Annotated in this window: 24 protein-coding genes and 1 other RNA gene; 12 read left to right on the forward strand and 13 right to left on the reverse strand. The window is 61.2% G+C overall.

Going from position 1 to position 24,126, the window contains the following annotated elements; all coding sequences use genetic code 11:
• Position 1 precedes the first annotated feature (1 nt).
• From CI807_RS05100 to CI807_RS05115, 4 genes are read right to left on the reverse strand one after another with little or no spacing between them, the layout of a single operon-like run.
• Positions 2 to 487: a DUF4442 domain-containing protein gene (locus CI807_RS05100; RefSeq protein WP_016978971.1), complete on the reverse strand. Its 486-nt coding sequence runs from the start codon at positions 485 to 487 to the stop codon at positions 2 to 4.
• The gene (gene ubiH / locus CI807_RS05105) at positions 480 to 1,667 is read right to left on the reverse strand and encodes a 2-octaprenyl-6-methoxyphenyl hydroxylase (RefSeq protein ID WP_095013942.1); all 1,188 of its coding nucleotides are present in this window, start codon (positions 1,665 to 1,667) and stop codon (positions 480 to 482) included. The genes CI807_RS05100 and ubiH overlap by 8 nt, the downstream gene beginning before the upstream one ends.
• Positions 1,664 to 2,986 carry a Xaa-Pro aminopeptidase gene (gene pepP, locus CI807_RS05110; RefSeq protein WP_095013943.1) on the reverse strand — a complete coding sequence of 441 codons (1,323 nt, stop codon included), beginning with the start codon at positions 2,984 to 2,986 and terminating at the stop codon, positions 1,664 to 1,666. Before pepP ends, ubiH begins: the two co-directional genes overlap by 4 nt.
• 20 nt (positions 2,987 to 3,006) lie before the next feature.
• Positions 3,007 to 3,564, reverse strand: coding sequence for a YecA family protein (locus CI807_RS05115; RefSeq protein ID WP_095013944.1), 558 nt, complete (start codon positions 3,562 to 3,564; stop codon positions 3,007 to 3,009).
• A 138-nt stretch (positions 3,565 to 3,702) separates the two neighbouring features.
• Here CI807_RS05115 and CI807_RS05120 point away from each other — a divergent pair, with 138 nt between their 5' ends.
• From CI807_RS05120 to CI807_RS05135, 4 genes are all read left to right on the forward strand, one after another.
• Positions 3,703 to 3,912: a TIGR02449 family protein gene (locus CI807_RS05120; protein WP_007982902.1), complete on the forward strand. Its 210-nt coding sequence runs from the start codon at positions 3,703 to 3,705 to the stop codon at positions 3,910 to 3,912.
• Positions 3,909 to 4,226 (forward strand): cell division protein ZapA, encoded by a 318-nt coding sequence (locus CI807_RS05125; RefSeq protein WP_003176812.1) that lies wholly within the window; start codon positions 3,909 to 3,911, stop codon positions 4,224 to 4,226. Before CI807_RS05120 ends, CI807_RS05125 begins: the two co-directional genes overlap by 4 nt.
• A 30-nt stretch (positions 4,227 to 4,256) precedes the next feature.
• A non-coding RNA gene (ssrS, locus tag CI807_RS05130) (6S RNA) lies at positions 4,257 to 4,435 on the forward strand.
• A 57-nt stretch (positions 4,436 to 4,492) separates the two neighbouring features.
• Positions 4,493 to 5,122 (forward strand): 5-formyltetrahydrofolate cyclo-ligase, encoded by a 630-nt coding sequence (locus CI807_RS05135; RefSeq protein ID WP_095017501.1) that lies wholly within the window; start codon positions 4,493 to 4,495, stop codon positions 5,120 to 5,122.
• 8 nt (positions 5,123 to 5,130) lie between these two features.
• On the opposite strand, the gene CI807_RS31405 is transcribed toward CI807_RS05135, so the two are convergent.
• Positions 5,131 to 5,280, reverse strand: a complete 150-nt coding sequence (locus CI807_RS31405; protein ID WP_010207387.1) for a hypothetical protein — start codon at positions 5,278 to 5,280, stop codon at positions 5,131 to 5,133.
• A gap of 195 nt (positions 5,281 to 5,475) precedes the next feature.
• Here CI807_RS31405 and CI807_RS05145 point away from each other — a divergent pair, with 195 nt between their 5' ends.
• From CI807_RS05145 to CI807_RS05160, 4 genes are all read left to right on the forward strand, one after another.
• Positions 5,476 to 5,925 carry an EVE domain-containing protein gene (locus CI807_RS05145; RefSeq protein WP_095013945.1) on the forward strand — a complete coding sequence of 150 codons (450 nt, stop codon included), beginning with the start codon at positions 5,476 to 5,478 and terminating at the stop codon, positions 5,923 to 5,925.
• A 174-nt stretch (positions 5,926 to 6,099) separates the two neighbouring features.
• The gene (locus CI807_RS05150; protein WP_095013946.1) at positions 6,100 to 7,065 is read left to right on the forward strand and encodes an HlyD family secretion protein; all 966 of its coding nucleotides are present in this window, start codon (positions 6,100 to 6,102) and stop codon (positions 7,063 to 7,065) included.
• A complete protein-coding gene (gene rbbA, locus CI807_RS05155; RefSeq protein WP_095013947.1) occupies positions 7,062 to 9,779 on the forward strand; it encodes a ribosome-associated ATPase/putative transporter RbbA in 2,718 nt (905 codons plus the stop codon). Before CI807_RS05150 ends, rbbA begins: the two co-directional genes overlap by 4 nt.
• On the forward strand, positions 9,779 to 10,894 hold the full coding sequence (locus tag CI807_RS05160; protein ID WP_095013948.1) for an ABC transporter permease: 1,116 nt from the start codon (positions 9,779 to 9,781) through the stop codon (positions 10,892 to 10,894). The genes rbbA and CI807_RS05160 overlap by 1 nt, the downstream gene beginning before the upstream one ends.
• A gap of 19 nt (positions 10,895 to 10,913) precedes the next feature.
• On the opposite strand, the gene CI807_RS05165 is transcribed toward CI807_RS05160, so the two are convergent.
• Positions 10,914 to 11,321 (reverse strand): flagellar basal body-associated protein FliL, encoded by a 408-nt coding sequence (locus tag CI807_RS05165; RefSeq protein WP_016978962.1) that lies wholly within the window; start codon positions 11,319 to 11,321, stop codon positions 10,914 to 10,916.
• Between the two features lie 150 nt (positions 11,322 to 11,471).
• Here CI807_RS05165 and CI807_RS05170 point away from each other — a divergent pair, with 150 nt between their 5' ends.
• Together CI807_RS05170 and glpT are read left to right on the forward strand one after the other, a co-directional pair.
• Positions 11,472 to 12,449, forward strand: coding sequence for an NADPH:quinone oxidoreductase family protein (locus tag CI807_RS05170; protein ID WP_095013949.1), 978 nt, complete (start codon positions 11,472 to 11,474; stop codon positions 12,447 to 12,449).
• A gap of 191 nt (positions 12,450 to 12,640) precedes the next feature.
• Positions 12,641 to 13,978 carry a glycerol-3-phosphate transporter gene (glpT, locus tag CI807_RS05175; RefSeq protein ID WP_016978960.1) on the forward strand — a complete coding sequence of 446 codons (1,338 nt, stop codon included), beginning with the start codon at positions 12,641 to 12,643 and terminating at the stop codon, positions 13,976 to 13,978.
• Here glpT and CI807_RS05180 read toward each other — a convergent pair.
• Positions 13,975 to 14,628, reverse strand: coding sequence for a gamma-glutamylcyclotransferase (locus tag CI807_RS05180; RefSeq protein ID WP_095013950.1), 654 nt, complete (start codon positions 14,626 to 14,628; stop codon positions 13,975 to 13,977). The two genes, glpT and CI807_RS05180, sit on opposite strands and share 4 nt — an antisense overlap.
• 26 nt (positions 14,629 to 14,654) lie before the next feature.
• Complete coding sequence (locus CI807_RS05185; protein WP_095013951.1) at positions 14,655 to 17,042, reverse strand: TonB-dependent siderophore receptor; 2,388 nt, start codon at positions 17,040 to 17,042, stop codon at positions 14,655 to 14,657.
• 327 nt (positions 17,043 to 17,369) lie between these two features.
• On the opposite strand from CI807_RS05185, the gene CI807_RS05190 reads away from it, so the two are divergent.
• Positions 17,370 to 17,852 carry a sn-glycerol-3-phosphate transporter gene (locus CI807_RS05190; RefSeq protein WP_095013952.1) on the forward strand — a complete coding sequence of 161 codons (483 nt, stop codon included), beginning with the start codon at positions 17,370 to 17,372 and terminating at the stop codon, positions 17,850 to 17,852.
• Here the strand turns inward: CI807_RS05190 and CI807_RS05195 are convergent.
• The 5 genes from CI807_RS05195 to CI807_RS05215 all read right to left on the reverse strand — a co-directional run bounded on the left by CI807_RS05195 (position 17,849) and on the right by CI807_RS05215 (position 23,081).
• The gene (locus CI807_RS05195; protein ID WP_033897532.1) at positions 17,849 to 18,817 is read right to left on the reverse strand and encodes a CDP-6-deoxy-delta-3,4-glucoseen reductase; all 969 of its coding nucleotides are present in this window, start codon (positions 18,815 to 18,817) and stop codon (positions 17,849 to 17,851) included. The two genes, CI807_RS05190 and CI807_RS05195, sit on opposite strands and share 4 nt — an antisense overlap.
• Positions 18,817 to 20,283 (reverse strand): 4-hydroxy-3-polyprenylbenzoate decarboxylase, encoded by a 1,467-nt coding sequence (gene ubiD, locus CI807_RS05200; protein WP_095013953.1) that lies wholly within the window; start codon positions 20,281 to 20,283, stop codon positions 18,817 to 18,819. Before ubiD ends, CI807_RS05195 begins: the two co-directional genes overlap by 1 nt.
• Positions 20,284 to 20,439: 156 nt before the next feature.
• Entirely contained in the window at positions 20,440 to 21,699 is a 1,260-nt protein-coding gene (gene rho, locus CI807_RS05205; RefSeq protein WP_016973082.1) for a transcription termination factor Rho, read from the reverse strand.
• Between the two features lie 235 nt (positions 21,700 to 21,934).
• On the reverse strand, positions 21,935 to 22,264 hold the full coding sequence (gene trxA / locus CI807_RS05210) for a thioredoxin TrxA (RefSeq protein ID WP_015886460.1): 330 nt from the start codon (positions 22,262 to 22,264) through the stop codon (positions 21,935 to 21,937).
• 121 nt (positions 22,265 to 22,385) lie between these two features.
• Positions 22,386 to 23,081 carry a FadR/GntR family transcriptional regulator gene (locus CI807_RS05215; protein ID WP_095013954.1) on the reverse strand — a complete coding sequence of 232 codons (696 nt, stop codon included), beginning with the start codon at positions 23,079 to 23,081 and terminating at the stop codon, positions 22,386 to 22,388.
• 255 nt (positions 23,082 to 23,336) lie between these two features.
• Here CI807_RS05215 and CI807_RS05220 point away from each other — a divergent pair, with 255 nt between their 5' ends.
• Positions 23,337 to 24,122 carry a transporter substrate-binding domain-containing protein gene (locus tag CI807_RS05220; protein WP_095013955.1) on the forward strand — a complete coding sequence of 262 codons (786 nt, stop codon included), beginning with the start codon at positions 23,337 to 23,339 and terminating at the stop codon, positions 24,120 to 24,122.
• The last annotated feature ends 4 nt before the right edge of the window (positions 24,123 to 24,126 follow it).

Genomic DNA, 24,126 nt, shown 5'->3' on the forward strand with positions numbered 1-24,126 from the left:
TTTAAGCCTGTCTCGCTGGCGGCTTGCGCCGCACGTAAAGGGTTTTGTCGACTCGCGCCACCAGAGTGCCGGAGCCGTCATGAATCTGGACCTTGAGGTGGGGCAAGTACTTCTCGCCCCCTTCGGTCTGCCGGCGGATCTCATCGAGCAAGGCATCATCGATGGAAAACTCGGCATACACCGGGCCTTTGCCCGGCGAAATGAAATCGATACTCGCCGCCTTATCCCACACGATGTAGTCGCGGCCCAGGTTTTCCATCAACAGCAGCATGTAGAACGGGTCGACCATCGAATACAGGCTGCCGCCAAACTGCGTGCCGACGTAGTTGCGGTTATACCAGCCCAGGCCCATGCGCACTTTGACATGCCGGAAGTCCGCGCTCAGTTCTTGCACCCGCACACCCGCGCCGAGGTACGGCGGGTACAGGCTCAGGAACCAGCGCAATAACCGCGCCTTGCCCAGGCGCTCAATCAACCAGTTACGCATCGGGACGGGTACCCAGGCCCATGGCCTGACGGGCGAACCAGCGCTTGGCCGGCGGCAGCAAGTCCAGGCCCAGCAGGCCCATGTTGCGGCCCAGGGCGACCAGCGGTTGGGCGCTGCCGAACAGGCGCGTGACCTGGTCGGAGAAGCCCACGGTGAGTTTCTGGTCGAGGCGCTGGCGCTCGCGATAAGCCTGCAAGGTGGCCAGGTCACCCGGCACCTGCGGTCCCGCCAGCAAGGCCTCGGCCAGCGCATTCGCGTCGCGCAGGGACAGGTTGAAACCCTGCCCGGCAATCGGGTGCAAGCTGTGAGCGGCATTGCCGAGAATCGCCAAGTGCGAGCGTACTTGCTCCTCGGCTTCCACCAATGTCAGCGGGTACAGATGACGGGCGCCCACTTGCTTAAGCGTACCCAGGCGGTAGCCGAACACGCCCTGCAATTCACTCAAGAAGCTGCGCTCATCGAGATTGGCCAGGCGCTGGGCGTCCATCCCAATGCGCGTCCACACCAATGCGCAGCGGTTGTCCGGCAGCGGCAACAAGGCCATCGGGCCTTCGTCGGTGAAACGTTCGAAGGCTTCGCCGTTATGAGATTCGCTTGGAGTGATGTTGGCGATCAACGCGCTCTGGTTGTATGGGCGCGTTTTCACGCCGATGCCCAATTGCTCGCGCAAGCCGGAACGGCCACCGTCAGCCAGTACGGCGAGGTCGCACTCCAGCACGGTTTCATCGTTGAGCGTCAGGCGATAGCCATCGGGCAGCGGTTCCATGCGCGTGACTTCGGCCGGGCAGCGCCAACTGACCACGTCTTTGTCCAGGCCTTGCCACAGGCATTGGCCCAGCCAGGCGTTTTCCACCACGTAGCCGAGGGCCGGCACGCCCTCCTCCATCGCGGACAAACGCGCGGTGGAGAAACGACCGCGATCAGACACATGGATCTGCTTGATCGGCTCGGCGCGGCGCGAAATTTCCTGCCACAGGCCCAGGCGCTGATAAATCTGCCGGGCGCCGTAGGAGAGCGCCGAAGAACGCGCATCGTAGCTCGGCTGGTAGCTGTCGCCCGGCGCGAAGGGTTCGATCAGCACGATCTTCCAGCCCCGCGCCTTGGCCCCGGCCTGCAACGCCAGCGCCAGGCTCGCGCCGACCAGGCCGCCGCCAATGATTGCCAGGTTGACCCGGCTCATCGGGCAGCCGCCATCAACGCTTCAATTTCAGCGACGGTCTTGGGCACGCCACCGGTCAGGATTTCACAGCCTTGCTTGGTCACTACCACGTCGTCCTCGATGCGTACGCCAATGCCACGCCATTTCTTTGCCACATTCGGGTTGTCCGGCGAAATATAAATGCCCGGCTCTACGGTCAGCGCCATGCCGACTTCCAGCACCCGCCATTCACCGCCCACTTTGTACTCGCCCACGTCATGCACATCCATGCCCAGCCAGTGGCCAGCGCGGTGCATGTAGAAGGCTTTATAGGCTTCGCTGGCGATCAGCTCGTCAACGTCACCCTGCAACAACCCCAGCTTCACCAATCCGGCAGTGATCACCTGCACGGTGGCCTCATGCGCCTGGTTCCAATGCTTGTCCGGGGCGATCTCGGCAAACGCGGCTTCTTGGGACGCCAGCACAATTTCGTAGATCGCCTTCTGTTCCGGCGAAAACCTGCCATTGACCGGCCAGGTGCGGGTGATGTCGCTGGCGTAGCAGTCGATCTCGCAGCCAGCGTCGATCAGCACCAGGTCACCGTCCTTGAGCACCGCGTCATTCTGCTGGTAATGCAGGATGCAGCTGTTGCGCCCGGCGGCGACGATGGAGCCGTAGGCCGGCATTTTCGCGCCGCCTTTGCGGAATTCATAATCCAGCTCGGCTTCCAGGCTGAACTCATAAAGACCGGCGCGGCTGGCCTGCATCGCCTTCACGTGGGCGGCGCAGGAGATTCGCGCCGCCTCGCGCATCACCTTCACTTCTGCCGCCGATTTATACAGGCGCATGTCGTGGAGCAGATGATCCAGGGCAACGAATTCGTTCGGTGGCTGGGCGCCCAGGTGGGCCTTGGAGCGGATCACGTTGATCCATTCCATCAGGTGCCGGTCGAACTCGGCATTGCTGCCCATGGCCGAGTACACCCGGTCGCGACCTTCGATGAGGCCGGGCAGGATGTCGTCGATATCGGTGATGGGGAACGCGTCGTCGGCGCCAAAGTCGCGGATCGCGCCTTCGGTGCCGGCGCGCAGGCCGTCCCACAGTTCGCGTTCAGCATTGCGCTCGCGGCAGAACAGCACGTACTCGCCGTGTTGACGACCGGGCATCAGCACGATCACCGCCTCCGGCTCGGGGAAACCGCTCAGGTACTGGAAGTCGCTGTCCTGGCGGTACACGTGTTCGACATCGCGGTTGCGGATCGCCACGGCAGCGGCCGGCAGGATCGCGATGCTGTTGGGTTCCATCTGCGCCATGAGCGCCTTGCGGCGTCGGGTGTATTCCGCTCGGGGGATATGGATCATGGGCAGATGGGCTTCCTTTCTTAGTGCAGCGACGGCTTGGGCGAAGCAGGTTCAGCGGACTTCTTGGTCTCGGTGAACAGCAGCAGCGGCGCGACGCGCAGGTATTCCATGACTTCCATGTAGTCGCCTTCGCCGTCTTCGGACTCTTCCAGGGCGTCTTGCACCTGGGAGATCGCCGCCAGGTCCTGCAACACTTCCTTGGCGTCGGTGCTCAGTTCCAGGCCGCCGGCGTTCACGCCGAAACCGTGGAGGAAGCCTTGGCACCATTGGCCCAGGGCAGCGGCGCGCTCGGCGAGCGGTGCGTCGTCGGTCGGCAGCAGCAGGACCACGGTGACGTCATCACCGGTCAGCTCGCCCTTGACCATCTCTTGCAGGCCGATCAGCGCGTTACGCACGTTGTCGGTCGGTTCGGTTTCCAGCAGCTCGGCCACGTCAGCCAGCCAGTTGTCGGCATCAAAGCCAACGCCAGTGCAGCTGCGGCCCAGCAACACACCGTGCAGTTCGGCAGGCGAGCAGGGATGGCCGCTGGTGCTCAGCAGTTTGGAAAAAGCGTCGTACGGGGAGTTCTGAATAGGCATGGTGAGCTAGGCGCCAGACGGCGCAATGTCTAGAATGGAGCGCTGTATCCTAGCACCGGCAGACGTACCAAGACTATCAAGGGCGTCAGATCGTTTATCCTGCAGTTGCCATTCATCAGACAAATCCAGTGGAACCCAATGGAAGACACCGACCTGCAAGCGCTGATGGCCAGACTCGAATTGCTAATTACCCGGGTCGAGCAACTAAAGAGCCAAAACGGACTCCTATTAGCTCAGGAAAAGACCTGGCGCGAGGAACGCGCTCACCTCATTGAAAAAAACGAAATCGCCCGGCGTAAGGTCGAATCGATGATTTCGCGCCTGAAGGCCCTGGAGCAAGACTCATGAGTTCAAGCAATAGCGTCACCGTGCAGATCCTCGACAAAGAATATTCGATCATCTGCCCCCAGGAAGAGCGCAACAACCTGGTGAGCGCCGCCCGCTACCTGGATGGCAAGATGCGTGAAATCCGCAGCAGCGGCAAAGTGATCGGCGCCGACCGCATCGCCGTAATGGCCGCGCTGAACATTACCCACGATTTGCTGCATAAGCAGGAGCGCCCTGACGTGCAGGCCAGCGGCTCGACGCGTGAGCAGGTGCGTGACCTGCTGGAGCGTGTCGATCTGGTGCTTTCCAGCGATTCAGACGCACCCAAGGGCTGATTGCCGCGACTGTTTAAGGTATACTCGCCCCACTCCCTGGCGTGTTTGCCAGTCGGCGATGTCCCTGAGCCGATTCGCACTACCCTGGAAGTTGCACGTTGGGCTGGTGTGCATGTCCGCTAGACGGAAAGCCTTAAAGCCTACTGCATCTTCCACCTTGAACTTTCGGGTTCAAGGGCTAAGTCGACAGCGGCTCTGTCGGGGAGCCTGAATTCCCAAACTCAATGCCAGTCCTCGGACTGGCATTGTTTTATGAGCCGAAAACCATGACCGAACCTGCGCCGCTTTCCCGTCCGCAACTTCGACGCATGTTGCGTAAAGCCCGCCGCGCCCTCACGCCAAGCGAGCAGCGCAAGGCCGCCCAGGGCCTGTATCGGCAACTGGCACAGCACCCGCTGTTTCGCCGGGCCAAACATATCTCTTTGTATCTACCGACGGACGGTGAAATCGATCCGCGCCTGCTGCTGCGCGCCGCACAGCGCCGGGGCAAGGCCACTTACCTGCCGGTGCTCAGTGCCTGGCCGCGAACCAAGATGGTGTTCCAGCGTGTCCGGCCTGGGGAAAAGCTGCTGCCCAATCGTTTTCGCATCCTGGAGCCACGGGTGAACATCAGCCGCCAACGCAAAGTCTGGGCGCTGGACCTGGTGCTGCTGCCGTTGGTGGGGTTCGATGATGCCGGTGGGCGCCTGGGCATGGGCGGCGGGTTCTACGATCGCAGCCTGGCCTACCTGGCGCGCCGTCAAAGCTGGCGCAAGCCGACGCTGCTGGGCCTGGCCCATGAATGCCAGAAGGTCGATCGATTGGCACAGGCAAGCTGGGATGTGCCGTTGGCGGGCACCGTCACCGATAAGCATTGGTACATTGCGAAGACGCCACTGGAATCAGCGGCGCCTTGAAAGAAGAGTCAGCGTTTGAACGGTTGCGGCTGCTGCTGAGCCAGTTCAACGGGAGCATCGGTCTTGTTCGACCATAAGCTTTGGGCATACCCGGTGGTCACGACGCCCAGACCAAACAAAATCACCAAAATCCATAGTAAATCCGGTTTACGTTGCATCGATTGCCCCCCTGCAGGCACCTCGTACACGATGACAACAACGTTCCAAAGTAGTCCGTTGCAGCTGCGTCAAGCTTTAAAAGCCGGCATTCTGCGGTAACGTGAACCAACACGCAAACCTTGACGCCAACCGACTGTCGGTTTGTCATCAAATTGCCTGACAACTTGCCCACTGCTTATTTCAGGAGCCCCAAAATGGCCTATTGGCTGATGAAATCCGAGCCCGACGAACTCTCCATCAAAGGCCTGGAAAAGCTCGGCGAAGCGCGCTGGGATGGGGTTCGCAACTACCAGGCGCGCAACTTCCTGCGTGCCATGGCGGTGGGTGACCAATTTTTCTTCTACCACTCCAGTTGCCCGGAGCCGGGCATTGCCGGCATCGGCAAAATCGTCGAGGCGGCCTACCCGGACCCCACCGCGCTGGAGCCCGATAGCCACTACTTCGACGCCAAGGCCACTCCGGAAAAAAATCCGTGGAGCGCGATCAACGTCGCCCACGTCCAGACCTTCCCCAAGGTGCTGGGCCTGGGCTACCTGAAACAGCAAACCGCCCTCGCCGAACTGCCTTTGGTGCAAAAAGGCAGCCGCCTTTCGGTGATGGCCGTCACGCCCGAGCAATGGGCCGCCGTACTGGCGCTGCGCTAAGCACTGTAGGAGCGAGCTTGCTCGCGAAAAACGCCAGGACACCGCGTCAAATCAGAGAGTACGCGTTATCGTTGACGTTTTTCGCGGGCAAGCCCGCTCCTACAGTTGATGGGTATCAACACTACGCAGGGGCGAACCGCTCACACTAGGACGCTAATGCCGCAGGAAGCAGCCATGTCGACGAATCACCACACCTCCCGTCTTTTCGCTATCGCCCTCATCGCCCTGTTGCTGGGCGCCGGCGGCTTCGGTTACTGGCGCTCCACCCAGGACCGCCTGCCCGAAGGCCTGAGCATGGGCAACGGCCGCCTGGAATCCACCGAAGTGCAGATCGCCGCCAAGATCCCAGGGCGCCTGGCAGAGGTGCGGGTGGACGAAGGCGACAAGGTCCTCAAAGGCCAACTGCTCGCACGCATGGACACCCGCACGCTGGAAGCCCAGCGCGCCCAGGCCGAAGCCGAAGTGCTGCGCGCCAAGGAAAACTTCGCGGCCGCCGAGGCCAACGTGCAATTGCGTCAGAGCGAGCAACTGCTGGCCAACCAGGAACTCAAGCGCACGCAGGAACTGTACAAGCGCGGTTTCGCCAGCAGCCAGTTGATTGACCAACAGCAGGCGCGGCAGAACACCGGCAATGCGGCCGTGATCGCAGCACAAGCCCAAGTCAACTCGGTGAAGGCCGCGATCGGCGCCGCCGAAGCCCAGGTCGCCCAGCTCACCAGTGAGATCGACGACAGCAGCCTGCGCGCGCCCATCGACGGCATTATCCAGCTGCGCCTGGCCGAGCCGGGCGAAGTGCTCGGCGCGGGCGGGCGTGTCCTGTTGCTGATTGATCCCAACGATCAATACATGAACCTCTACCTGCCCGCCTCCGTCACCGGCCGCCTCACCGTTGGCAGCGATGCGCGTATTCTGCTCGACGCGCTGCCTGACCAACCGTTACCGGCCAAGATCAGCTTTGTCGCCGCCAAATCTCAGTTCACCCCCAAAGAAGTTGAGACCCGCAATGAACGCCAGAAACTGGTGTTCCGCGTCAAACTGCGCCTGACCCAGCCCAGCGCCGTGCCCCAGGCCAAACCCGGCATGCCCGGCGCCGGCTACGTGCGCACGGCTGATATCGACTGGCCGGCCAACCTGCGATGACCGGCCTGGCACTGCACGCCACCGGGATCAACCATCGTTACGGCAAGCAACAGGCACTGATCGACATCACGTTCAGCCTGCCGGCCGGTACGCGTTGCGGGTTGATCGGGCCGGATGGCGCGGGCAAGTCGAGCCTGCTGGGCTTGATCGCCGGGGTCAAAAAGCTCCAGGACGGTCAACTGCAAGTGCTGGACGGTGCGATTGAAGACCGCCGCCACCGCAACAGCCTGTACCCGCGCATCGCCTTTATGCCTCAAGGGTTGGGCGGCAACTTGTATCCCGAGTTGTCCATCAGCGAGAACATCCGTTTCTTTGCCACGTTGTTTGGCCTGTCGAAAGCCGACTGCGACCAGCGCATGCACAACCTGCTGCTGGCCACCGACCTTGCGCGCTTCGCTGAACGCCCGGCGGGCAAGCTCTCCGGTGGGATGAAGCAGAAACTCGGCCTGTGTTGCGCGCTGATCCACGACCCGGACCTGTTGATCCTCGACGAGCCCACCACCGGCGTCGACCCACTGTCACGCCGGCGCTTCTGGGAGCTGGTCGAAAGCGTCCGCCAAGAACGCCCGGAACTGACGCTGCTGGTGGCCACGGCCTATATGGAAGAAGCCGAGCAATTCGAACATTGCCTGATGCTCGATCGCGGCAAGCTGATTGCGGACGGCCTGAGCCGTGAATTGGCGGGCGCAACCGCCAGCGGCAAACTGGACGACGCCTTCACCCACTTCCAGGGCGACAGCGCCCACAACAACCAGCCGCTGGTGATTCCGCCCAGGGAAAGCAACAACACCGATATCGCCATCGAAGCCCACGACCTGACCCTGCGTTTCGGTGATTTCACCGCCGTGAACAAGGTCAGCTTCGCCATTGGCCGCGGCGAGATCTTCGGCTTCCTCGGCTCCAACGGCTGCGGCAAGACGACCACCATGAAGGTGCTCACCGGGCTGATGCCCGCTACCGAAGGCAGCGCGACGCTGCTGGGTAACCCGGTGAACGCCAAGGACCTGGCGACCCGCAAGCGCGTGGGCTTCATGTCGCAAAGCTTCTCGCTGTATGGCGAACTCAGCGTGCGCCAGAACCTGGTGCTACATGCACAATTGTTCGACTTGCCCAAGGCCGACAGCGGTCCGCGCATTGATGAGCTGATCCAGCGGTTTGACCTGGGGGATGTCGCCGAACAACCGTCGGGCGAGTTGCCACTCGGCCTGCGCCAGCGTCTGTCATTGGCCGTGGCGGTGCTGCATCGCCCGGAAGTGCTGATCCTCGACGAACCTACGTCGGGCGTCGACCCGGCGGCGCGGGATGACTTCTGGCGATTGCTGATCGAGCTATCCCGCGAACAAGGTGTGACGATTTTCCTGTCCACGCACTTTATGAACGAAGCCCAGCGCTGCGACCGCATTTCCCTGATGCACGCGGGTAAAGTGCTCGCCTGCGATACGCCGCAAGCGCTGCAACGGCAATTCCAGGGCGACACCTTGGAAGCCGCGTTCGTCACCTGCCTGGAGCAAGCCCAGGGTGAACCGGAGCCCACTGCACCCGCCGCAACCGTCAGCGAAACCAGCGCGCCGCCGGTGAGCAAACGCGGTTTCAGCCTGGCCCGCCTGTTGGCGGTGGCCAGCCGCGAAGGCAAAGAACTGCTGCGCGACAAGGTACGCATGGCCTTCGCGTTGCTGGGCGCGATGTTCATGATGGTGATCTTCGGCTACGGCATTTCCCTGGATGTGGAGAAACTCGCGTTCGCCGTCTACGACCAGGACCAGACACCGCAAAGCCGTGCCTACCTGGAGGCGTTCCGCAGCTCACGCTATTTCGCCGAGCAGCCGCCGATTCAGGACTCAACTGAATTGCACCGGCGCCTGCAACGTTCGGAAATCAAACTGGCCCTGGAGATCCCACCCGGCTTTGGCCGCGATCTCTACGCCGGCCGCCAGCCCAGCGTGGCCGCCTGGCTCGATGGCGGCATGCCGTTTCGCGCGGAAACCAGCCGCAACTATGTCGAGGCCGTGCACCAGGAAAACCTGCAGCAACTGGCCGAACTGAGCAGCCTGCCGCGCAACAACCCAGCGGCCGCCAAGCTGGAAACGCGTTTCCGCTATAACCAAGACGTGGTCAGCGTGAATGCCATCGGCCCCGGTGTGATGGCGCTGATCCTGGCGTTTATCCCGGCGATGCTCACCGCGCTCGGCATCGTGCGCGAGAAGGAACTGGGCTCGATCACCAACTTCTACGCCACGCCCCTGACGCGCCTGGAGTTTCTGCTCGGCAAACAGGCGCCTTACCTGGCCGTGAGCCTGGTCAACCTGGCGGTATTGGTGGCGATGAACCGCTGGCTGTTCGGCGTGCCGTTCAAGGGCAGCGGCCTGACGCTGGCGTTCGGCGGCCTGCTCTATGTGCTGGCGACCACCAGCATGGGCCTGCTGATTTCGGCGTTCACCCGCACCCAGATCGCGGCAATCCTCGGCACCATGATCATCACCAGCCTGCCGACCATCCAATTCTCCGGGCTGATCGTGCCGCGCTCGTCCCTGGAAGGCGCAGCGGCGTTGATGGGCATGCTGTTTCCGGCGGGGCACTTCCTGGATGTCGCCGTGGGCACCTTCACCAAGGCCTTGGACCTGCGCCAGTTGTGGCCGCAATGCCTGGCGCTGTTCGGGTTCTTTGTCGGGTTTACCGGGCTGAGCCTGGTCATGCTCAAGAAGCAGGAGGCCTGATGCATAAGTTCGCGCATATCCTGCGCCTGGGGATCAAGGAACTGACCAGCCTGCGCCATGACAGCGTGTTGCTGCTGTTTCTGTTCTACGCCTTCACCGTCGCCATCTATATGCCCGCCGCCGGCTCGGTGATCGGCGTGCACAACGCCAGCGTGGCGTTTGTCGATGAAGACCACAACTCGCTGTCGCGGCAACTGGCCGAGGCGCTGCAGCCGCCCGAATTTCAAGCGCCCACGCCGTTGGCCTATGACCAGTTGGACAGGGTCATGGACAGCGGCGAATACACCTTCGTGATCAATGTGCCGGCGAACTTCCAGGCTGACCTGTTGGCCGGTCGCCAACCCGGCGTGCAGGTGAACGTGGACGCCACGGCCATGAGCCAGGCGTTCATGGGTGCGGGCTATATCGGGCGGATTTTTCAGCGGGAACTGCTGACCTACAGCGGGCAAGCCGCCGCCAGCCAGGCGCCCGCCCAGCTCACGACGCGCGCGCTGTTCAACACCAACCTGGAGGGCGGCTGGTTTCTGGCGGTGATCCAGATCGTCAACAACATCACCATCCTCGCCATTATCCTGACGGGCACCGCGCTGCTGCGCGAACGCGAACACGGCACCCTCGACCATCTGCTGGTATTGCCGCTGACAGCGCTGGAAATCATGCTGGCGAAAATCTGGAGCAACATGCTGGTGGTGGTGCTGTGCACTTGGCTGTCGCTGGAAGTGGTGGTCAAAGGGTTGCTCGGCGTGCCGCTGGCCGGGTCATTGAGCTTGTTTCTGGTCGTGACCGCGTTGTACTTGTTTGCCAGCACGGCCTTGGGGATTTTCCTGGCGACGCTTGCGCGATCGACGCCGCAGTTCGGCCTGCTGGCGATCCCGGTGATCATCCCGATGCTGCTGCTCTCCGGCGGCAGTACGCCGTTGGACAGCATGCCCGAGTGGTTGCAGTGGGTGATGCAGGGCTCGCCGTCGACGCATTTTGTGAGTTTGAGCGCGGCGATTCTGTTCCGCGATGCGGGCGTGAGCGTCGTGTGGCCAGATTTTTTGGCGCTGGCGGGGATTGGGTTGGTGTTTTTTGCGGTGGCACTGGCGCGATTCAGGAAGAGCCTGGCTTCCTGAAACCGCACCCTATTGGTGATTACTGGATGATCAAGTTGTTGAACAGCAGGTCTTCCACCACCGGTTTGCCGGTCTCGTCATTCATCACTTGCTGGGTTTGCTTGAGGGCTTCCTGGCGCAGTTTTTCCTTGCCTTCAACGGTGCTCATGGCCTCGTTGGTCTGCTGGGTGAACAGCGCCACCAGTTGATTACGGATCAACGCGTCGTTGGCTTTGACGGCAGCAGCCGCTTCGGGGCCGGTCACGCGCAGGGCGATGTCGGCCTTGAACACCTTGAGTTTCGCCGTGCCATCCAGGCCGTAGTTGCCCACAAATGGCGGGCTCAGGCTGATATAGCTGACCTTCGGCGCCTCGCCTTCTTTGGCTTCTTCGGCTTGGGCCGCCATCGGCAACGTCAGGGCCAGCATCAACAGGATCCACGCTTTCACAGTTCATTCCTCACATTCGGTTGCCGGGTAGCATAACGCTAGCAAGGCAGAGCACAAGCTTATGGCGGCTTATCAGGCCCGGGCATGCTCGTTGACCCACGCGCCTGCCCTCCTACACTTATCGGCCACGACGCCAAAAGGAATAGTCCGATGAAAGCTGTGCTGTGCAAAGCCTTCGGCCCCGCCGAAACCCTGGTGCTGGAAGAGATCGCCAGCCCGGTGATCAAGAAGAACGAAATCCTGCTGGACGTGCATGCCGCCGGGGTCAACTTCCCGGACACGCTGATCATCGAGGGCAAGTACCAGTTCAAGCCGCCGTTCCCGTTTTCGCCGGGTGGCGAGGCGGCGGGCGTGGTCAGTGAAGTCGGGGAAAAGGTCAGCCACCTGAAAGCCGGTGACCGGGTGATGGCGCTGACCGGCTGGGGCAGTTTTGCCGAGCAGGTCGCGGTGCCGGGCTATAACGTGTTGCCGATCCCGCCGAGCATGGACTTCAACACCGCCGCCGCCTTCAGCATGACCTACGGCACCTCCATGCACGCGCTGAAACAACGCGCCAACCTGCAACCCGGCGAAACCCTGCTGGTGCTCGGCGCCTCCGGTGGCGTGGGCCTGGCCGCCGTTGAAATCGGCAAGGCCATGGGCGCGCGGGTAATCGCCGCCGCCAGTAGTGCCGACAAACTCGCAGTGGCCAAGGCCGCCGGCGCCGATGAGCTGATCAACTACAGCGAAGCCAGCCTGAAAGACGAGATCAAGCGCCTCACCGACGGCAACGGCGCCGATGTGATCTACGATCCGGTGGGTGGCGACCTGTTCGACCAGGCCATCCGTGCCATTGCCTGGAACGGCCGCCTGCTGGTGGTGGGTTTCGCCAGCGGGCGCATTCCGGAACTGCCGGTGAACCTGGCGCTGCTCAAGGGTGCGGCGGTGGTCGGAGTGTTCTGGGGTTCGTTTGCCCAGCGCCAACCGCAAGACAATGCGGCGAATTTCCAGCAGTTGTTCAGTTGGTATGGCGAAGGCAAGCTCAAGCCGCTGGTGTCGCAGGTGTATCCGCTGGAACAAGCCGCCCAGGCGATCAATGACCTGGGGCAGCGCAAGGCTGTTGGTAAAGTGGTCGTCCAAACCCGCTGACCCGTCGTTGGGGCTGCCCGCCAGCCCCACACTGATAAAACGACCACCACTTATCTATTCGCGACATGTTCGTAAGAGAACATGCAATTGCTCTCATTTCCTGTGTTTGCAGATAAGAGGCGATGCTATTTTCGGTAACGAAACTGTAACATTCGCATCCGCAGTCAAAACAAGAAATTTGGAGCTCTTGAATGTTTGCTTTCTTTCGTCCTGCCGCCCATCAGGCGCCCCTGCCTGAAGAAAAAATAGACAGTACCTACCGACGCCTGCGCTGGCAGATATTCGCGGGTATTTTCTTCGGTTACGCCGGCTATTACCTGCTGCGCAAAAACTTCTCCCTGGCCATGCCCTACTTGATCGACGAGGGTTACACCCGTGGCGAACTGGGCCTGGCGATGTCGGCCATCGCGATTGCCTACGGCTTGTCCAAGTTCCTCATGGGCCTGGTGTCCGACCGCTCCAACCCACGCTACTTCCTGCCCTTCGGCCTGCTGGTTTCGGCCGGGGTGATGTTCATTTTCGGTTTCGCACCTTGGGCGACGTCCAGCGTGACCATGATGTTCATTTTGCTGTTCATCAACGGCTGGGCCCAAGGCATGGGCTGGCCGCCAAGTGGGCGCACCATGGTGCACTGGTGGTCGCAGAAAGAACGCGGCGGCGTGGTGTCGGTATGGAACGTGGCGCACAACGTCGGTGGCGGCCTGATCGGCCCGCTGTTCCTGCTGGGCATGGCTTGGTTCAACGACTGGCACGCAGCCTTCTACGTACCGGCCACTGTGGCCCTGCTGGTGGCGGCCTTTGCCTTCATCACCATGCGCGACACCCCGCAATCGGTGGGCCTGCCGCCTATCGAGAAGTACAAGAACGACTACCCGGAAGGCTACGACGCCAGCCACGAAGACGAATTCAGCGCCAAGGAAATCTTCGTCAAGTACGTGCTGCGCAACAAAATGCTGTGGTACATCGCCTTCGCCAACGTGTTCGTCTACCTGCTGCGCTACGGCGTGCTGGACTGGGCGCCGACCTACTTGAAAGAAGCCAAGCACTTCACCGTGGATAAATCCTCGTGGGCGTACTTCTTCTATGAGTGGGCCGGTATCCCAGGCACGCTGCTGTGCGGCTGGATGTCGGACAAGATCTTCCGTGGCAACCGTGGCCTGACCGGCATCGTGTTCATGGCACTGGTGACCGTGGCGACCCTGGTGTACTGGCTCAACCCGCCGGGCAACCCAATGGTCGACATGATCGCGCTGTTCTCCATCGGCTTCCTGATCTACGGCCCGGTGATGCTGATCGGCCTGCAGGCGCTGGAACTGGCACCGAAGAAAGCCGCCGGCACCGCTGCGGGTTTCACCGGTCTGTTCGGTTACCTGGGGGGTTCAGTGGCGGCGAGTGCGGCCATGGGCTACACCGTAGACCACTTCGGCTGGGACGGTGGTTTCGTGCTGCTGATTGGCGCGTGCATCTTGGCAATCGCCTTCCTGATCCCAACGCTGTGGCACACCAACAGCGTCAGCTCGGCGCGTTAAGCGCCTGAGCAACCCTTTGCACAACGCTTGAGCCGCGCCTCCAGGTTCTTATCTGGCATGGCGTGGCTACGCAGGGCGTTGACGGTCTGCTCGACATAATCGCGAGTGGTGCCGTAACGCCCGCAAGCACTCTGCAATACATGGTTCAGCACGATGTCGGGCAAGTTGCCAGCGTAGCTGGGCAAGTGCCGCTCCAAGACAAATCCCAATGCCTGCACCGTGCTGCCATCTTCGAGACGGCAACTGAGCCAATGCGGCCGGTAGGAGGGATAAGGCATCTCGCGCTGCCATAAGGCGTAAAGCGAGGCCTCCAGCTGATCTTCCGGCAGGCGGTAGGCAAACCCGCTGCAAGAGCCACCGCGATCCAAACCGAAAACCAACCCTGGCAGTTCCGGCGTGCCCCGATGCTCATGGGACCACAGGTACAGGCCCCGGTGATAACCGTGGACCCGTGCCCGCACCCGCTCGGTCGACGAGCATTCAGGGCGCCAGATCAGCGAACCATAAGCGAAAAGCCAGACCGGCCCACCCTTGTGCTGGGCCATGGTGGCCTGCATTGAGCTCATCAACTGTTCGTGAGTGAGTTGCGGCCCAAGATCGAGCCGCGGAGGGTAAGCCAATTGCAAAAGATCGGATTCAATGACGGTCATGGCAAATCGCTTAGGTCTCCTGTGTATTACCAGTTATAGGCAACTTTACCGTAATAGAACGCGCCGCTGTAACCGTACGGCGAAAAAGTGCTATAGGCCAAATTGCCACCACTGCTGGCGAAGGCATTGACCTTTTCCGGGTATTTATCGGTGACGTTGTCGCCGCCGAGGGTGAAGGTCCAGTTCTTCAACTTATAGTCCGCCGACAAATCCAACACCCAGGCCGCCTTGAAGGTCTGGTCGTTGGCCTTGTCGGCCTGGTAGCTGGTGAATTCACCATAGCGCACCAGGTTGCTGTGCAGCGCCCAATTGCCGAAGGTGAAGTCGTTACCCAGGCTCAACTTGTGTTCCGGCGTGGTATCGCCCAGCAAACCGCTCTTCTCGCGACGGTCCACGCGCACCAGATTGGCGCCCAGGCTGTCGAGGATGGCCGGGTTGGGCTTCACGTCCGTGACCTTGGTGTGGTTGTAGTTGTAGCCCACGGTACTGTTCCAGCGGATGCCGTTATCGAACTGGTAGCGGTAGTTGGCCACCAGATCGACGCCGTCGGTGCTGGTGTCCGTAGCGTTGGTGAAGTAGCGGGCGGTGGTGTAGTTGATGTTGCCCACGCCATTGGCGCGCAGATAAGCCTGGGTGGCCGGGTCCAGGTTGAGGTTGGACGACAGGCTGATGCGGTCACGAATATCGATGCGGTACACATCCACCGTCACGGTCAGGTCATCGGCGGGCTCCAGTACCAGGCCAAGGCTGTAGTTACGCGACTTCTCGGCCTTCAGGTCCTCCGCGCCCAGCAGGCGTGCGACCTGGCTGGAGGCTGGGAAAGTACCGGCCTCGCGGATGTCGCTGCCGATCAACTGCGACGAAGTAAACGCGAAGTTCTGCTGAGCCAGGGACGGCGCGCGGAAACCGTTGGAAATGCTGCCGCGCAAGGCCACCTGTGGGGTGAAATCGTAGCGGGCCGACAGCGAGCCGCTGACATTGGAACCGAAGTCACTGTAATCCTCATGCCGTACGGCCGCCGACGCGCTGAGTTTTTCGGTGAAGTTGGTTTCCAGGTCCAGGTACTGCGCCCAGTTGTGACGTGAACTGCTGCCGGCGTCGGCATCACGGAAGCCGCCGAGACCCGAACTGCCGGTCTGGTAGTAGGACGCCGGCTCACCCGCCTCAATCTCATAACCCTGGCGCAGGTATTCCCCGCCAAAAGCCACGGAGACCGGGTACGGCAGGAAGCCCAGGTCAAATTCACGGGACAGGTCCAGGCTGACTTGTTTCTGGTCGTTGCTCAGGGTGCCGTTGTCGAACTTGCGCGGCGTGGCTAGGCCCAGTGAGGTGTTGATGGTTTCGGTGCTCAGTTCGTACTGGTTCTTGCCGTAGTTGGCCGACATGTCGTAATGCCAGTCATAGGCCAACAGCCCACGCAGGCCCACCACCAACGACGTGTCTTCCAGGTTGCCCTTGATCAACGGCAGGTAGCCATTGGGGTTGAGCGCCGGAATATTGTTGGACGCATTGCTCGCCCGGTAGAACGCCGCCGTCTCGCCGCGACGTTTGCTGTAGCCGCCGAAGGTGTAGAACCCGGCCGCATCGTTGAAAGAATATTCCGAGTTGAACTGGAATTTGCCTTCGTTGGTGGCCGGCTCACCCTGGCGAAACACCTGCTGACCGTAGGTCGTGGAGCCTACGCTGGCTGGACGCAAATCCTTGCCGGCACGGTTGGTGTAGTCGTTGTCGGCGCCTTCGGCCGAGAGGTTGATAAAGCCGTTGTCACCCAATGCCACGCCGGTATTGCCACTGAGGTTGCGCTGGATGCCGTCGCCCTTCTTGTACTCGCCGAACTTGGAGGAGATCGAACCGCCATGGTCGGCGTGTTTGAGGATCACGTTGATCACCCCGGCAATCGCGTCCGAGCCATAGCGCGCGGAGGCGCCGTCGCGCAGCACTTCGATATGGTCGACCGCCGACAGCGGGATCGCATTCAAATCCGCCGGCGCCGAGCCGCGGCCCACCGCCCCGCCCAAGTTGACGAAAGCACTGGTATGGCGGCGCTTGCCATTGACCAACACCAGCACCTGATCCGGCGACAACCCACGCAACTGCGCAGGGCGCACCAGTTCGGCGCCGTCCACCAGGCTCGGACGCGGGAAGTTGATCGACGGAATCAGCCGCGCCAACACCGCCCCCAGCTCATCGGAACCGGTGCTGCGCAGGGTGTCGCCGGAAATCACATCGATAGGCGACAGCGACGCACTGGCCGTGCGCTCTTGGGCGCGGGTGCCGGTGACGATCACGGTGTCGAGCTTGGGTGCATCGGTGGCGGACGTTTCGGCCGCGAAGACTGGATTGAAACTCACGGCGGTCAGCAAATTGGCCGACAAAATCGCCGAGTACAGCGCGTGTTGCTTGTAGCTCCCCATACCGCTCCCCTTGAATCAAAAACCAGAACGTCGTGTCCTGAGTTCATACGATCGATCCGGCTGGCGGGCGGTGGCGGTCAGTTATTGGTGGTTGTGATTGAGTCGGTAGTCCGTTGCGATATAGCTTAAGGATATTTATGTAACAAATTAAATACCTTTAAAGCATAAGCGAATGCATAAGCAAAATGGCCCATTCGTCAGGATTGCATGGGCCAATCCCGCTACTTTCAGCCCCGGTTCAGCCTGGGAACACGCCAAGCCGTCAAAATGGCGCACAGATCACGACCCACCTAGCCGCCCATCAAACCGACTATCGAGGTCGCACCCATGAAAAAATTTCGATTGCCTGGCCTGCTGTTCCTGGCCCAGGCCACCACCGCGTTGGCAGGCGAAGCGCCGGTCACCGAAGACGACAAAGGCTTCTGGTACGCGCAAACCAGCGTCTACACCCGGCATTTCGCGCCCGACCCCGAGCACAACAACAACCAGGACTTGATTGGCCTGGAGCGCAATGAAGCCTCAGGTTTTGTGTATGGCGGGGCGACGTTTCGCAACTCGTTTCGGCAGCGTTCGTACTATGCGTATGCGGGCAAGCGCTACGACATGGCCGACTATCCGGTGTATTTGAAGCTGACGGGCGGGGCGATCCAGGGTTATCGCGGCAAGTACCGCGACAAGATCCCGTTGAACCGATTCGGCGTGGCGCCGGTGATCATTCCGTCGGTAGGCGCGCATTACGGGCCGGTGGCGGCGGAGGTGGTGTTGCTGGGGTTCAATGCGGCGATGGTCACCACTGGCGTACGCTTTTAGGGGCGTGGCGCATAGGCAAACACATCGGCACGCATCTGGTGCGCATCCATGCCAGCCTCGACCAGCGCATCCAGCGTGCCGTAGATCATGGCCGGTGAACCGCTGGCGTAGACGTGCACAGCCTTGAGGTCGGTGATGTCTTCGCACACCGCTTCATGCAACAGCCCGCAGCGCCCTTCCCAGCCGCACAGGTCGCTGACGACTTTGTGCAGGAACAGGTTGGGCAGTTGCAGCCACTGGTCCCAGTGCTCAATCTCGTAGAAATCTTCCGGACGGCGCACGCCCCAGTACAGGTGCACCGGGTGTTTGAAGCCGGAAGCACGGCAGTGTTCAATCAGGCTGTGCATCTGCGCCATGCCGGTACCGGCAGCGATCAACACCAGCGGCCCATCCGGCAGCTCGGCCAGGTGGGTATCACCAAAAGGCAGCTCGACGCGCGCCATCTGGTTGCGTTGCAGTTGCTCAAGCAAGGTGCGCGCGCTGTCCTCGCGGGCCAGTACATGCAGCTCCAGCTCGCGCCCGGCGTGGGGCGCCGAGGCCAGGGAAAACGCTGACTTCTCGCCGTTCTCACGCTCGATCATCAGGTATTGCCCGGCGTGGTAACGCACCGCCTTGCCGGCCGGCGCACGCAGGCGCACGCGCCACACATCGCCACCCACCTCGACGCATTCACTCAATTGGCACGACAACTTGCGCAACGGCAACTCTCCCGGCGCCAGCACGCCATCCCACAACACAATGCAATCTTCCAGCGGCTCGGCGATGCAGGTGTAGAACTCGCCGTGATCACGTACTTCACCGGCCTGCTGCACGCGGCCTTCCACCAACAACGCGGCGCACACATGGCACACGCCGTTGCGACAGGCCTGGGGGCATTCGTACCCTAGGCGGCGCGCGCCTTCGAGGATTCGCTCGCCGGGGACCAGCTCCAGCACGGCGCCGGAAGGTTGCAGGGTTACACGCATCAATCTATTCCCAATTCTTTCCAGATCGCATCGACACGGGCGGTGACGGCTTCATCCTTGACGATCACCCGGCCCCACTCGCGGGTGGTTTCACCCGGCCACTTGTGGGTGGCGTCCAGGCCCATCTTTGAACCCAGACCCGACACCGGCGAGGCGAAGTCGAGGTAGTCGATCGGCGTGTTATCGATCATCACCGTGTCGCGCTTGGGGTCCATGCGCGTGGTGATGGCCCAGATCACGTCGTTCCAATCGCGGGCATTGATGTCGTCGTCGGTGACAATAACGAACTTGGTGTACATGAACTGTCGCAAAAACGACCACACACCGAGCATTACCCGCTTGGCATGACCTGGGTACGACTTCTTCATGGTCACGATGGCCATGCGGTACGAGCAGCCTTCCGGCGGCAGGTAGAAATCGGTGATCTCCGGGAATTGCTTCTGCAGGATCGGCACGAACACTTCGTTGAGCGCAACGCCCAGAATGGCCGGCTCATCCGGCGGACGACCGGTATAGGTGCTGTGGTAGATCGGCTTGATGCGATGGGTGATGCGCTCGACGGTGAACACCGGGAAGCTGTCGACTTCGTTGTAGTAGCCGGTGTGGTCGCCGTAAGGGCCTTCATCGGCCATTTCGCCCGGATGAATCACACCTTCGAGGATGATTTCGGCCGTGGCCGGCACTTGCAGGTCATTGCCACGGCACTTCACCAGTTCGGTGCGATTACCCCGCAGCAGGCCAGCGAACGCGTATTCGGACAGGCTGTCGGGCACCGGGGTCACGGCGCCGAGGATGGTCGCCGGGTCGGCACCCAGCGCCACGGAGACCGGGAACGGCTTACCGGGGTGTTTTTCGCACCATTCGCGGAAGTCCAGCGCGCCGCCACGGTGGCTCAGCCAACGCATGATCACCTTATTGCGGCCGATCACCTGCTGGCGGTAGATACCGAGGTTCTGGCGGTCCTTGTTCGGGCCCTTGGTGACGGTCAGGCCCCAAGTGATCAGCGGGCCGACATCGCCGGGCCAGCAGGTTTGCACCGGGAGCATGGCCAGGTCGACGTCGTTGCCTTCGATGACGACCTCTTGGCACACCGCGTCCTTGACCACTTTAGGGGCCATGGCAATGATCTTGCGGAAGATCGGCAGCTTCGACCAAGCATCCTTGAGCCCCTTGGGCGGCTCGGGCTCCTTGAGGAAGGCCAGCAGCTTGCCGATTTCACGCAGCTCGCTGACGGACTCGGCGCCCATGCCAAAGGCCACGCGCTCGGGCGTGCCGAACAGGTTGCCGAGCACCGGGATATCAAAGCCGGTCGGGTTCTCGAACAGCAGCGCCGGGCCCTTGTTACGCAGGGTACGGTCGCAAATCTCAGTCATTTCCAGCACCGGGGAAATCGGCATCTGGATACGTTTCAACTCTCCGCGCTGCTCAAGTTGCTGCACGAAATCCCGAAGATCCTTGAATTTCATTAACCATGCCACCCGTAAAATAGGCGTACATCCTACCTGCTATGGCGGCCGCTGGCAGCTTATCGCGGTGCATTTGGGTGCCAACGGCGCTTAAAAAGCAGGCGAAAAAAAATGGCGCCCCTGAGGGCGCCATTCTTTCGGACCTGAAACGTCGTATTACTTACGCTTCATCGACAGGAAGAACTCGTCGTTGGTCTTGGTGGTTTTCAGCTTGTCGACCAGGAACTCGATGGCTGCAACTTCATCCATCGGGTGCAGCAGCTTGCGCAGGATCCACATGCGCTGCAGTTCGTCGTCGGCGGTCAGCAACTCTTCGCGGCGAGTGCCGGAACGGTTGATGTTGATCGCCGGGAACACGCGTTTTTCCGCGATGCGACGGTCCAGGGGCAGTTCCATGTTACCGGTACCCTTGAACTCTTCGTAGATCACTTCGTCCATCTTCGAACCGGTTTCAACCAGTGCGGTGGCGATAATGGTCAGCGAGCCGCCTTCTTCGATGTTCCGCGCGGCGCCGAAGAAACGCTTCGGTTTCTCCAGGGCGTGGGCATCGACACCACCGGTCAATACCTTGCCAGAGCTTGGGATCACGGTGTTGTAGGCACGGGCCAGACGGGTGATGGAGTCGAGCAGGATCACCACGTCCTTCTTGTGTTCGACCAGGCGCTTGGCCTTCTCGATCACCATTTCGGCAACCTGCACGTGGCGGGTTGGCGGCTCATCGAACGTGGAGGCAACCACTTCGCCGCGCACGGTGCGCTGCATTTCGGTCACTTCTTCCGGACGCTCATCGATCAACAGCACGATCAGGTGAACTTCAGGATTGTTACGCGCGATGTTCGCTGCAATGTTCTGCAGCATGATGGTCTTACCGGCTTTCGGCGGTGCGACGATCAGGCCACGCTGGCCCTTGCCGATCGGGGCGCACAGGTCGATCACACGACCGGTCAAGTCTTCGGTGGAACCGTTACCGGCTTCCATCTTCATGCGCACGGTCGGGAACAGCGGCGTCAGGTTCTCGAAGAGAATCTTGTTTTTCGCGTTCTCGGGACGATCGAAGTTGATCGTGTCGACCTTGAGCAGGGCGAAATAACGCTCGCCTTCCTTCGGAGGGCGGATCTTGCCAACGATGGTGTCACCGGTGCGCAAGTTGAAGCGACGGATCTGGCTCGGCGAGACGTAGATATCGTCTGGGCCGGCAAGATAGGAGGCGTCAGCAGAGCGGAGGAAGCCGAAGCCGTCCTGGAGAATCTCCAGCACGCCATCACCGGAGATTTCCTCGCCGCTTTTCGCGTGCTTTTTCAGCAGGGAGAAGATCACGTCCTGCTTGCGCGAACGGGCCATATTTTCTATGCCCATTTCTTCGGCCAGCTGGAGCAGGTCGGTAATCGGCTTTTGCTTGAGTTCAGTCAGATTCATATAGGAATGACGTAATCATTTATGGAGGGGGGAAATTAAGCTTTTGGCTTAATGAGGCCGCGCCGCGGAGAAGGCGACAGGATCGCGTACTAATCGAAAAGGAGTGCGTCGGCGACGGCATGCAGGGGGCAGTGGAGAAACCAGTGCGGGGCCGAATGTACCACCTGGGTTTCGGAGCGTCTAGCCCTGTTTCACGAAAAAGCCCCGCTAATTTGCGGGGCTTTTTTGACGACGCTTAGATGTTCGCGTCGAGGAAAGCTTGCAGCTGAGACTTCGACAGCGCGCCTACTTTGGTCGCTTCGACGTTGCCGTTCTTGAACAGCATCAGGGTCGGGATACCACGCACGCCGTGCTTGGCCGGGGTTTCCTGGTTGTCGTCGATGTTCAGCTTGGCAATGGTGAGCTTGCCTTCGTAGGTGGTCGCAATGTCGTCCAGGACTGGAGCGATCATTTTGCAAGGGCCGCACCATTCAGCCCAGTAGTCAACCAGCACCGGGCCAGCAGCCTTGAGTACTTCGGCCTCAAAGGTCGCGTCGGTGACGTGCTTGATAAGATCGTTGCTCATGGATGTCTCCGGATTGTAAGCAAAAAAAACGTGGCCCATCATAGCCGCCCTTCCCCCGTTCAGGAAGCCGCCTCTGATTGAGTCTTGCTATGGTGGTGCATGAGTTTGGGTATAGCCCAACTCATGGCGTCACGGGAGTCACGAAGGCGATGCCCGTGCGTAAGGCCGCATTGCGCACGTGCTCCTGCATGGTTTTCTGCGCCGCCGCGCTGGCACGCCGGGCCAGGGCACGCAGGATCCGGCGGTGTTCCTGCCAGGTTTCCATGGCCCGCTCCGGCCGGATGAACGGTAGCTTCTGACTCTCCAGGAACACCTCGGCGCTGGCACTCAGGATGCTCACCATCGCCTGATTACCGCTGGCCAGCAGGATGCGCTGGTGGAATTCGAAGTCCAGTCGGGCGGCGGCCTCGAAGTCGCCAGTCTTGAGTACCTTGCGCATGGCCTCGACGTTATCTTCCAGGCTGTCCAGCTCATCGATAGTCAATGTGACCGCCGCCAACCCCGCCGCGAACCCTTCCAAGGCATAACGCAGTTGGAAGATATCCAGCGGCGTGGCCTGGGCCGCAAAGGGCCAGGCAAACCCCGGTGATTCCTCGGCGGCCTGCACGAACACGCCCTTGCCGGGCTGCACACTGACCACACCCAGCGCGCTCAGGGATGACAACGCCTCGCGCAACGAGGCCCGGCTCACGCCCAACTGCACCGCCAGATCCCGTTGCGACGGCAAGGCATCACCCGGCCCGAAGCCTTGCTCCTTGATCAGTTTGCGGATGGCCTGCAGGGCCGCTTCCGGTACGGCTTGGGCGATGGAATTCATAGAAAACTCAAGGTTCCAGACAACTGAGCGGCTAGTTGTAAAGCTATTCGCGGCCGGCGGCAAGCCACGCCCCAAAGGGGCTCGCGAGGTTTTATCGCCGCTCGAAAAAGGTGCGAAAACCGCTGCAACTGTTCAGACCAGTAAGACCACCCCAACTCAACAAATCCATGGCTTGCAGGGACTATTCAGGGTGATGGCATGGGCTGTGCACTGAGCAAATCCAGAAAATTCCTTCGCCCTTCTCGGAGAGTTGCCATGACCAAGCGCTACAGCGCCCTGCTTACTGCCCTGTTTGCCAGCCTGATGCTGAGCCAGGCACCCGCCCAGGCCAACGGTCTGGACGACATCGTCGCCCGTGGCACCCTCAAGGTCGCCGTACCCCAGGACTTCCCGCCGTTCGGCTCGGTCGGTCCCGACATGAAGCCTCGCGGCCTGGACATCGACACCGCCAAGCTGCTGGCCGACCAGCTCAAGGTCAAGCTGGAACTCACCCCAGTCAACAGCACCAACCGCATTCCCTTCCTTACCACCGGCAAGGTCGACCTGGTGATCTCCAGCCTGGGCAAGAACGCCGAGCGGGAAAAGGTCATCGACTTCTCCAAGGCTTACGCACCGTTCTACCTGGCCGTGTTCGGCCCGCCTGAAGCGGCCATCAGCAGCACCGACGACCTCAAGGGCAAGACCATCAGCGTGACCCGTGGCGCCATTGAAGACATCGAGCTGACCGCCGTCGCGCCCAAGGAAGCCACGATCAAGCGTTTCGAAGACAACAATTCGACCATCGCCGCCTACCTGGCCGGCCAGGTCGACCTGATCGCCAGCGGCAACGTGGTGATGGTGGCGATCAGCGAACGCAACCCGAAACGCGTGCCCGCGCTGAAAGTGAAGCTCAAGGATTCGCCGGTGTACGTGGGCGTGAACAAGAACGAGCCGGCACTGCTGGAGAAGGTCAACCAGATCCTGGTCGCGGCCAAGGCCGATGGCAGCCTGGAAAAGAACGCACTGCAATGGCTTAAAGAGCCACTGCCCGCCGATCTCTGAAGCG

This window comes from Pseudomonas sp. NS1(2017) (assembly GCF_002269425.1).
Lineage (GTDB): Bacteria > Pseudomonadota > Gammaproteobacteria > Pseudomonadales > Pseudomonadaceae > Aquipseudomonas > Aquipseudomonas reactans.

Bases quoted from the DNA above. Each gene is read 5' to 3' on its own strand.
- CI807_RS05100 (WP_016978971.1), bottom strand. From the start codon at position 487: ATGCGTAACTGGTTGATTGAGCGCCTGGGCAAGGCGCGGTTATTGCGC.
- ubiH (WP_095013942.1), bottom strand. From the start codon at position 1,667: ATGAGCCGGGTCAACCTGGCAATCATTGGCGGCGGCCTGGTCGGCGCG.
- pepP (WP_095013943.1), bottom strand. From the start codon at position 2,986: ATGATCCATATCCCCCGAGCGGAATACACCCGACGCCGCAAGGCGCTC.
- CI807_RS05115 (WP_095013944.1), bottom strand. From the start codon at position 3,564: ATGCCTATTCAGAACTCCCCGTACGACGCTTTTTCCAAACTGCTGAGC.
- CI807_RS05120 (WP_007982902.1), top strand. From the start codon at position 3,703: ATGGAAGACACCGACCTGCAAGCGCTGATGGCCAGACTCGAATTGCTA.
- CI807_RS05125 (WP_003176812.1), top strand. From the start codon at position 3,909: ATGAGTTCAAGCAATAGCGTCACCGTGCAGATCCTCGACAAAGAATAT.
- CI807_RS05135 (WP_095017501.1), top strand. From the start codon at position 4,493: ATGACCGAACCTGCGCCGCTTTCCCGTCCGCAACTTCGACGCATGTTG.
- CI807_RS31405 (WP_010207387.1), bottom strand. From the start codon at position 5,280: ATGCAACGTAAACCGGATTTACTATGGATTTTGGTGATTTTGTTTGGT.
- CI807_RS05145 (WP_095013945.1), top strand. From the start codon at position 5,476: ATGGCCTATTGGCTGATGAAATCCGAGCCCGACGAACTCTCCATCAAA.
- CI807_RS05150 (WP_095013946.1), top strand. From the start codon at position 6,100: ATGTCGACGAATCACCACACCTCCCGTCTTTTCGCTATCGCCCTCATC.
- rbbA (WP_095013947.1), top strand. From the start codon at position 7,062: ATGACCGGCCTGGCACTGCACGCCACCGGGATCAACCATCGTTACGGC.
- CI807_RS05160 (WP_095013948.1), top strand. From the start codon at position 9,779: ATGCATAAGTTCGCGCATATCCTGCGCCTGGGGATCAAGGAACTGACC.
- CI807_RS05170 (WP_095013949.1), top strand. From the start codon at position 11,472: ATGAAAGCTGTGCTGTGCAAAGCCTTCGGCCCCGCCGAAACCCTGGTG.
- glpT (WP_016978960.1), top strand. From the start codon at position 12,641: ATGTTTGCTTTCTTTCGTCCTGCCGCCCATCAGGCGCCCCTGCCTGAA.
- CI807_RS05180 (WP_095013950.1), bottom strand. From the start codon at position 14,628: ATGACCGTCATTGAATCCGATCTTTTGCAATTGGCTTACCCTCCGCGG.
- CI807_RS05185 (WP_095013951.1), bottom strand. From the start codon at position 17,042: ATGGGGAGCTACAAGCAACACGCGCTGTACTCGGCGATTTTGTCGGCC.
- CI807_RS05190 (WP_095013952.1), top strand. From the start codon at position 17,370: ATGAAAAAATTTCGATTGCCTGGCCTGCTGTTCCTGGCCCAGGCCACC.
- CI807_RS05195 (WP_033897532.1), bottom strand. From the start codon at position 18,817: ATGCGTGTAACCCTGCAACCTTCCGGCGCCGTGCTGGAGCTGGTCCCC.
- ubiD (WP_095013953.1), bottom strand. From the start codon at position 20,283: ATGAAATTCAAGGATCTTCGGGATTTCGTGCAGCAACTTGAGCAGCGC.
- rho (WP_016973082.1), bottom strand. From the start codon at position 21,699: ATGAATCTGACTGAACTCAAGCAAAAGCCGATTACCGACCTGCTCCAG.
- trxA (WP_015886460.1), bottom strand. From the start codon at position 22,264: ATGAGCAACGATCTTATCAAGCACGTCACCGACGCGACCTTTGAGGCC.
- CI807_RS05215 (WP_095013954.1), bottom strand. From the start codon at position 23,081: ATGAATTCCATCGCCCAAGCCGTACCGGAAGCGGCCCTGCAGGCCATC.
- CI807_RS05220 (WP_095013955.1), top strand. From the start codon at position 23,337: ATGACCAAGCGCTACAGCGCCCTGCTTACTGCCCTGTTTGCCAGCCTG.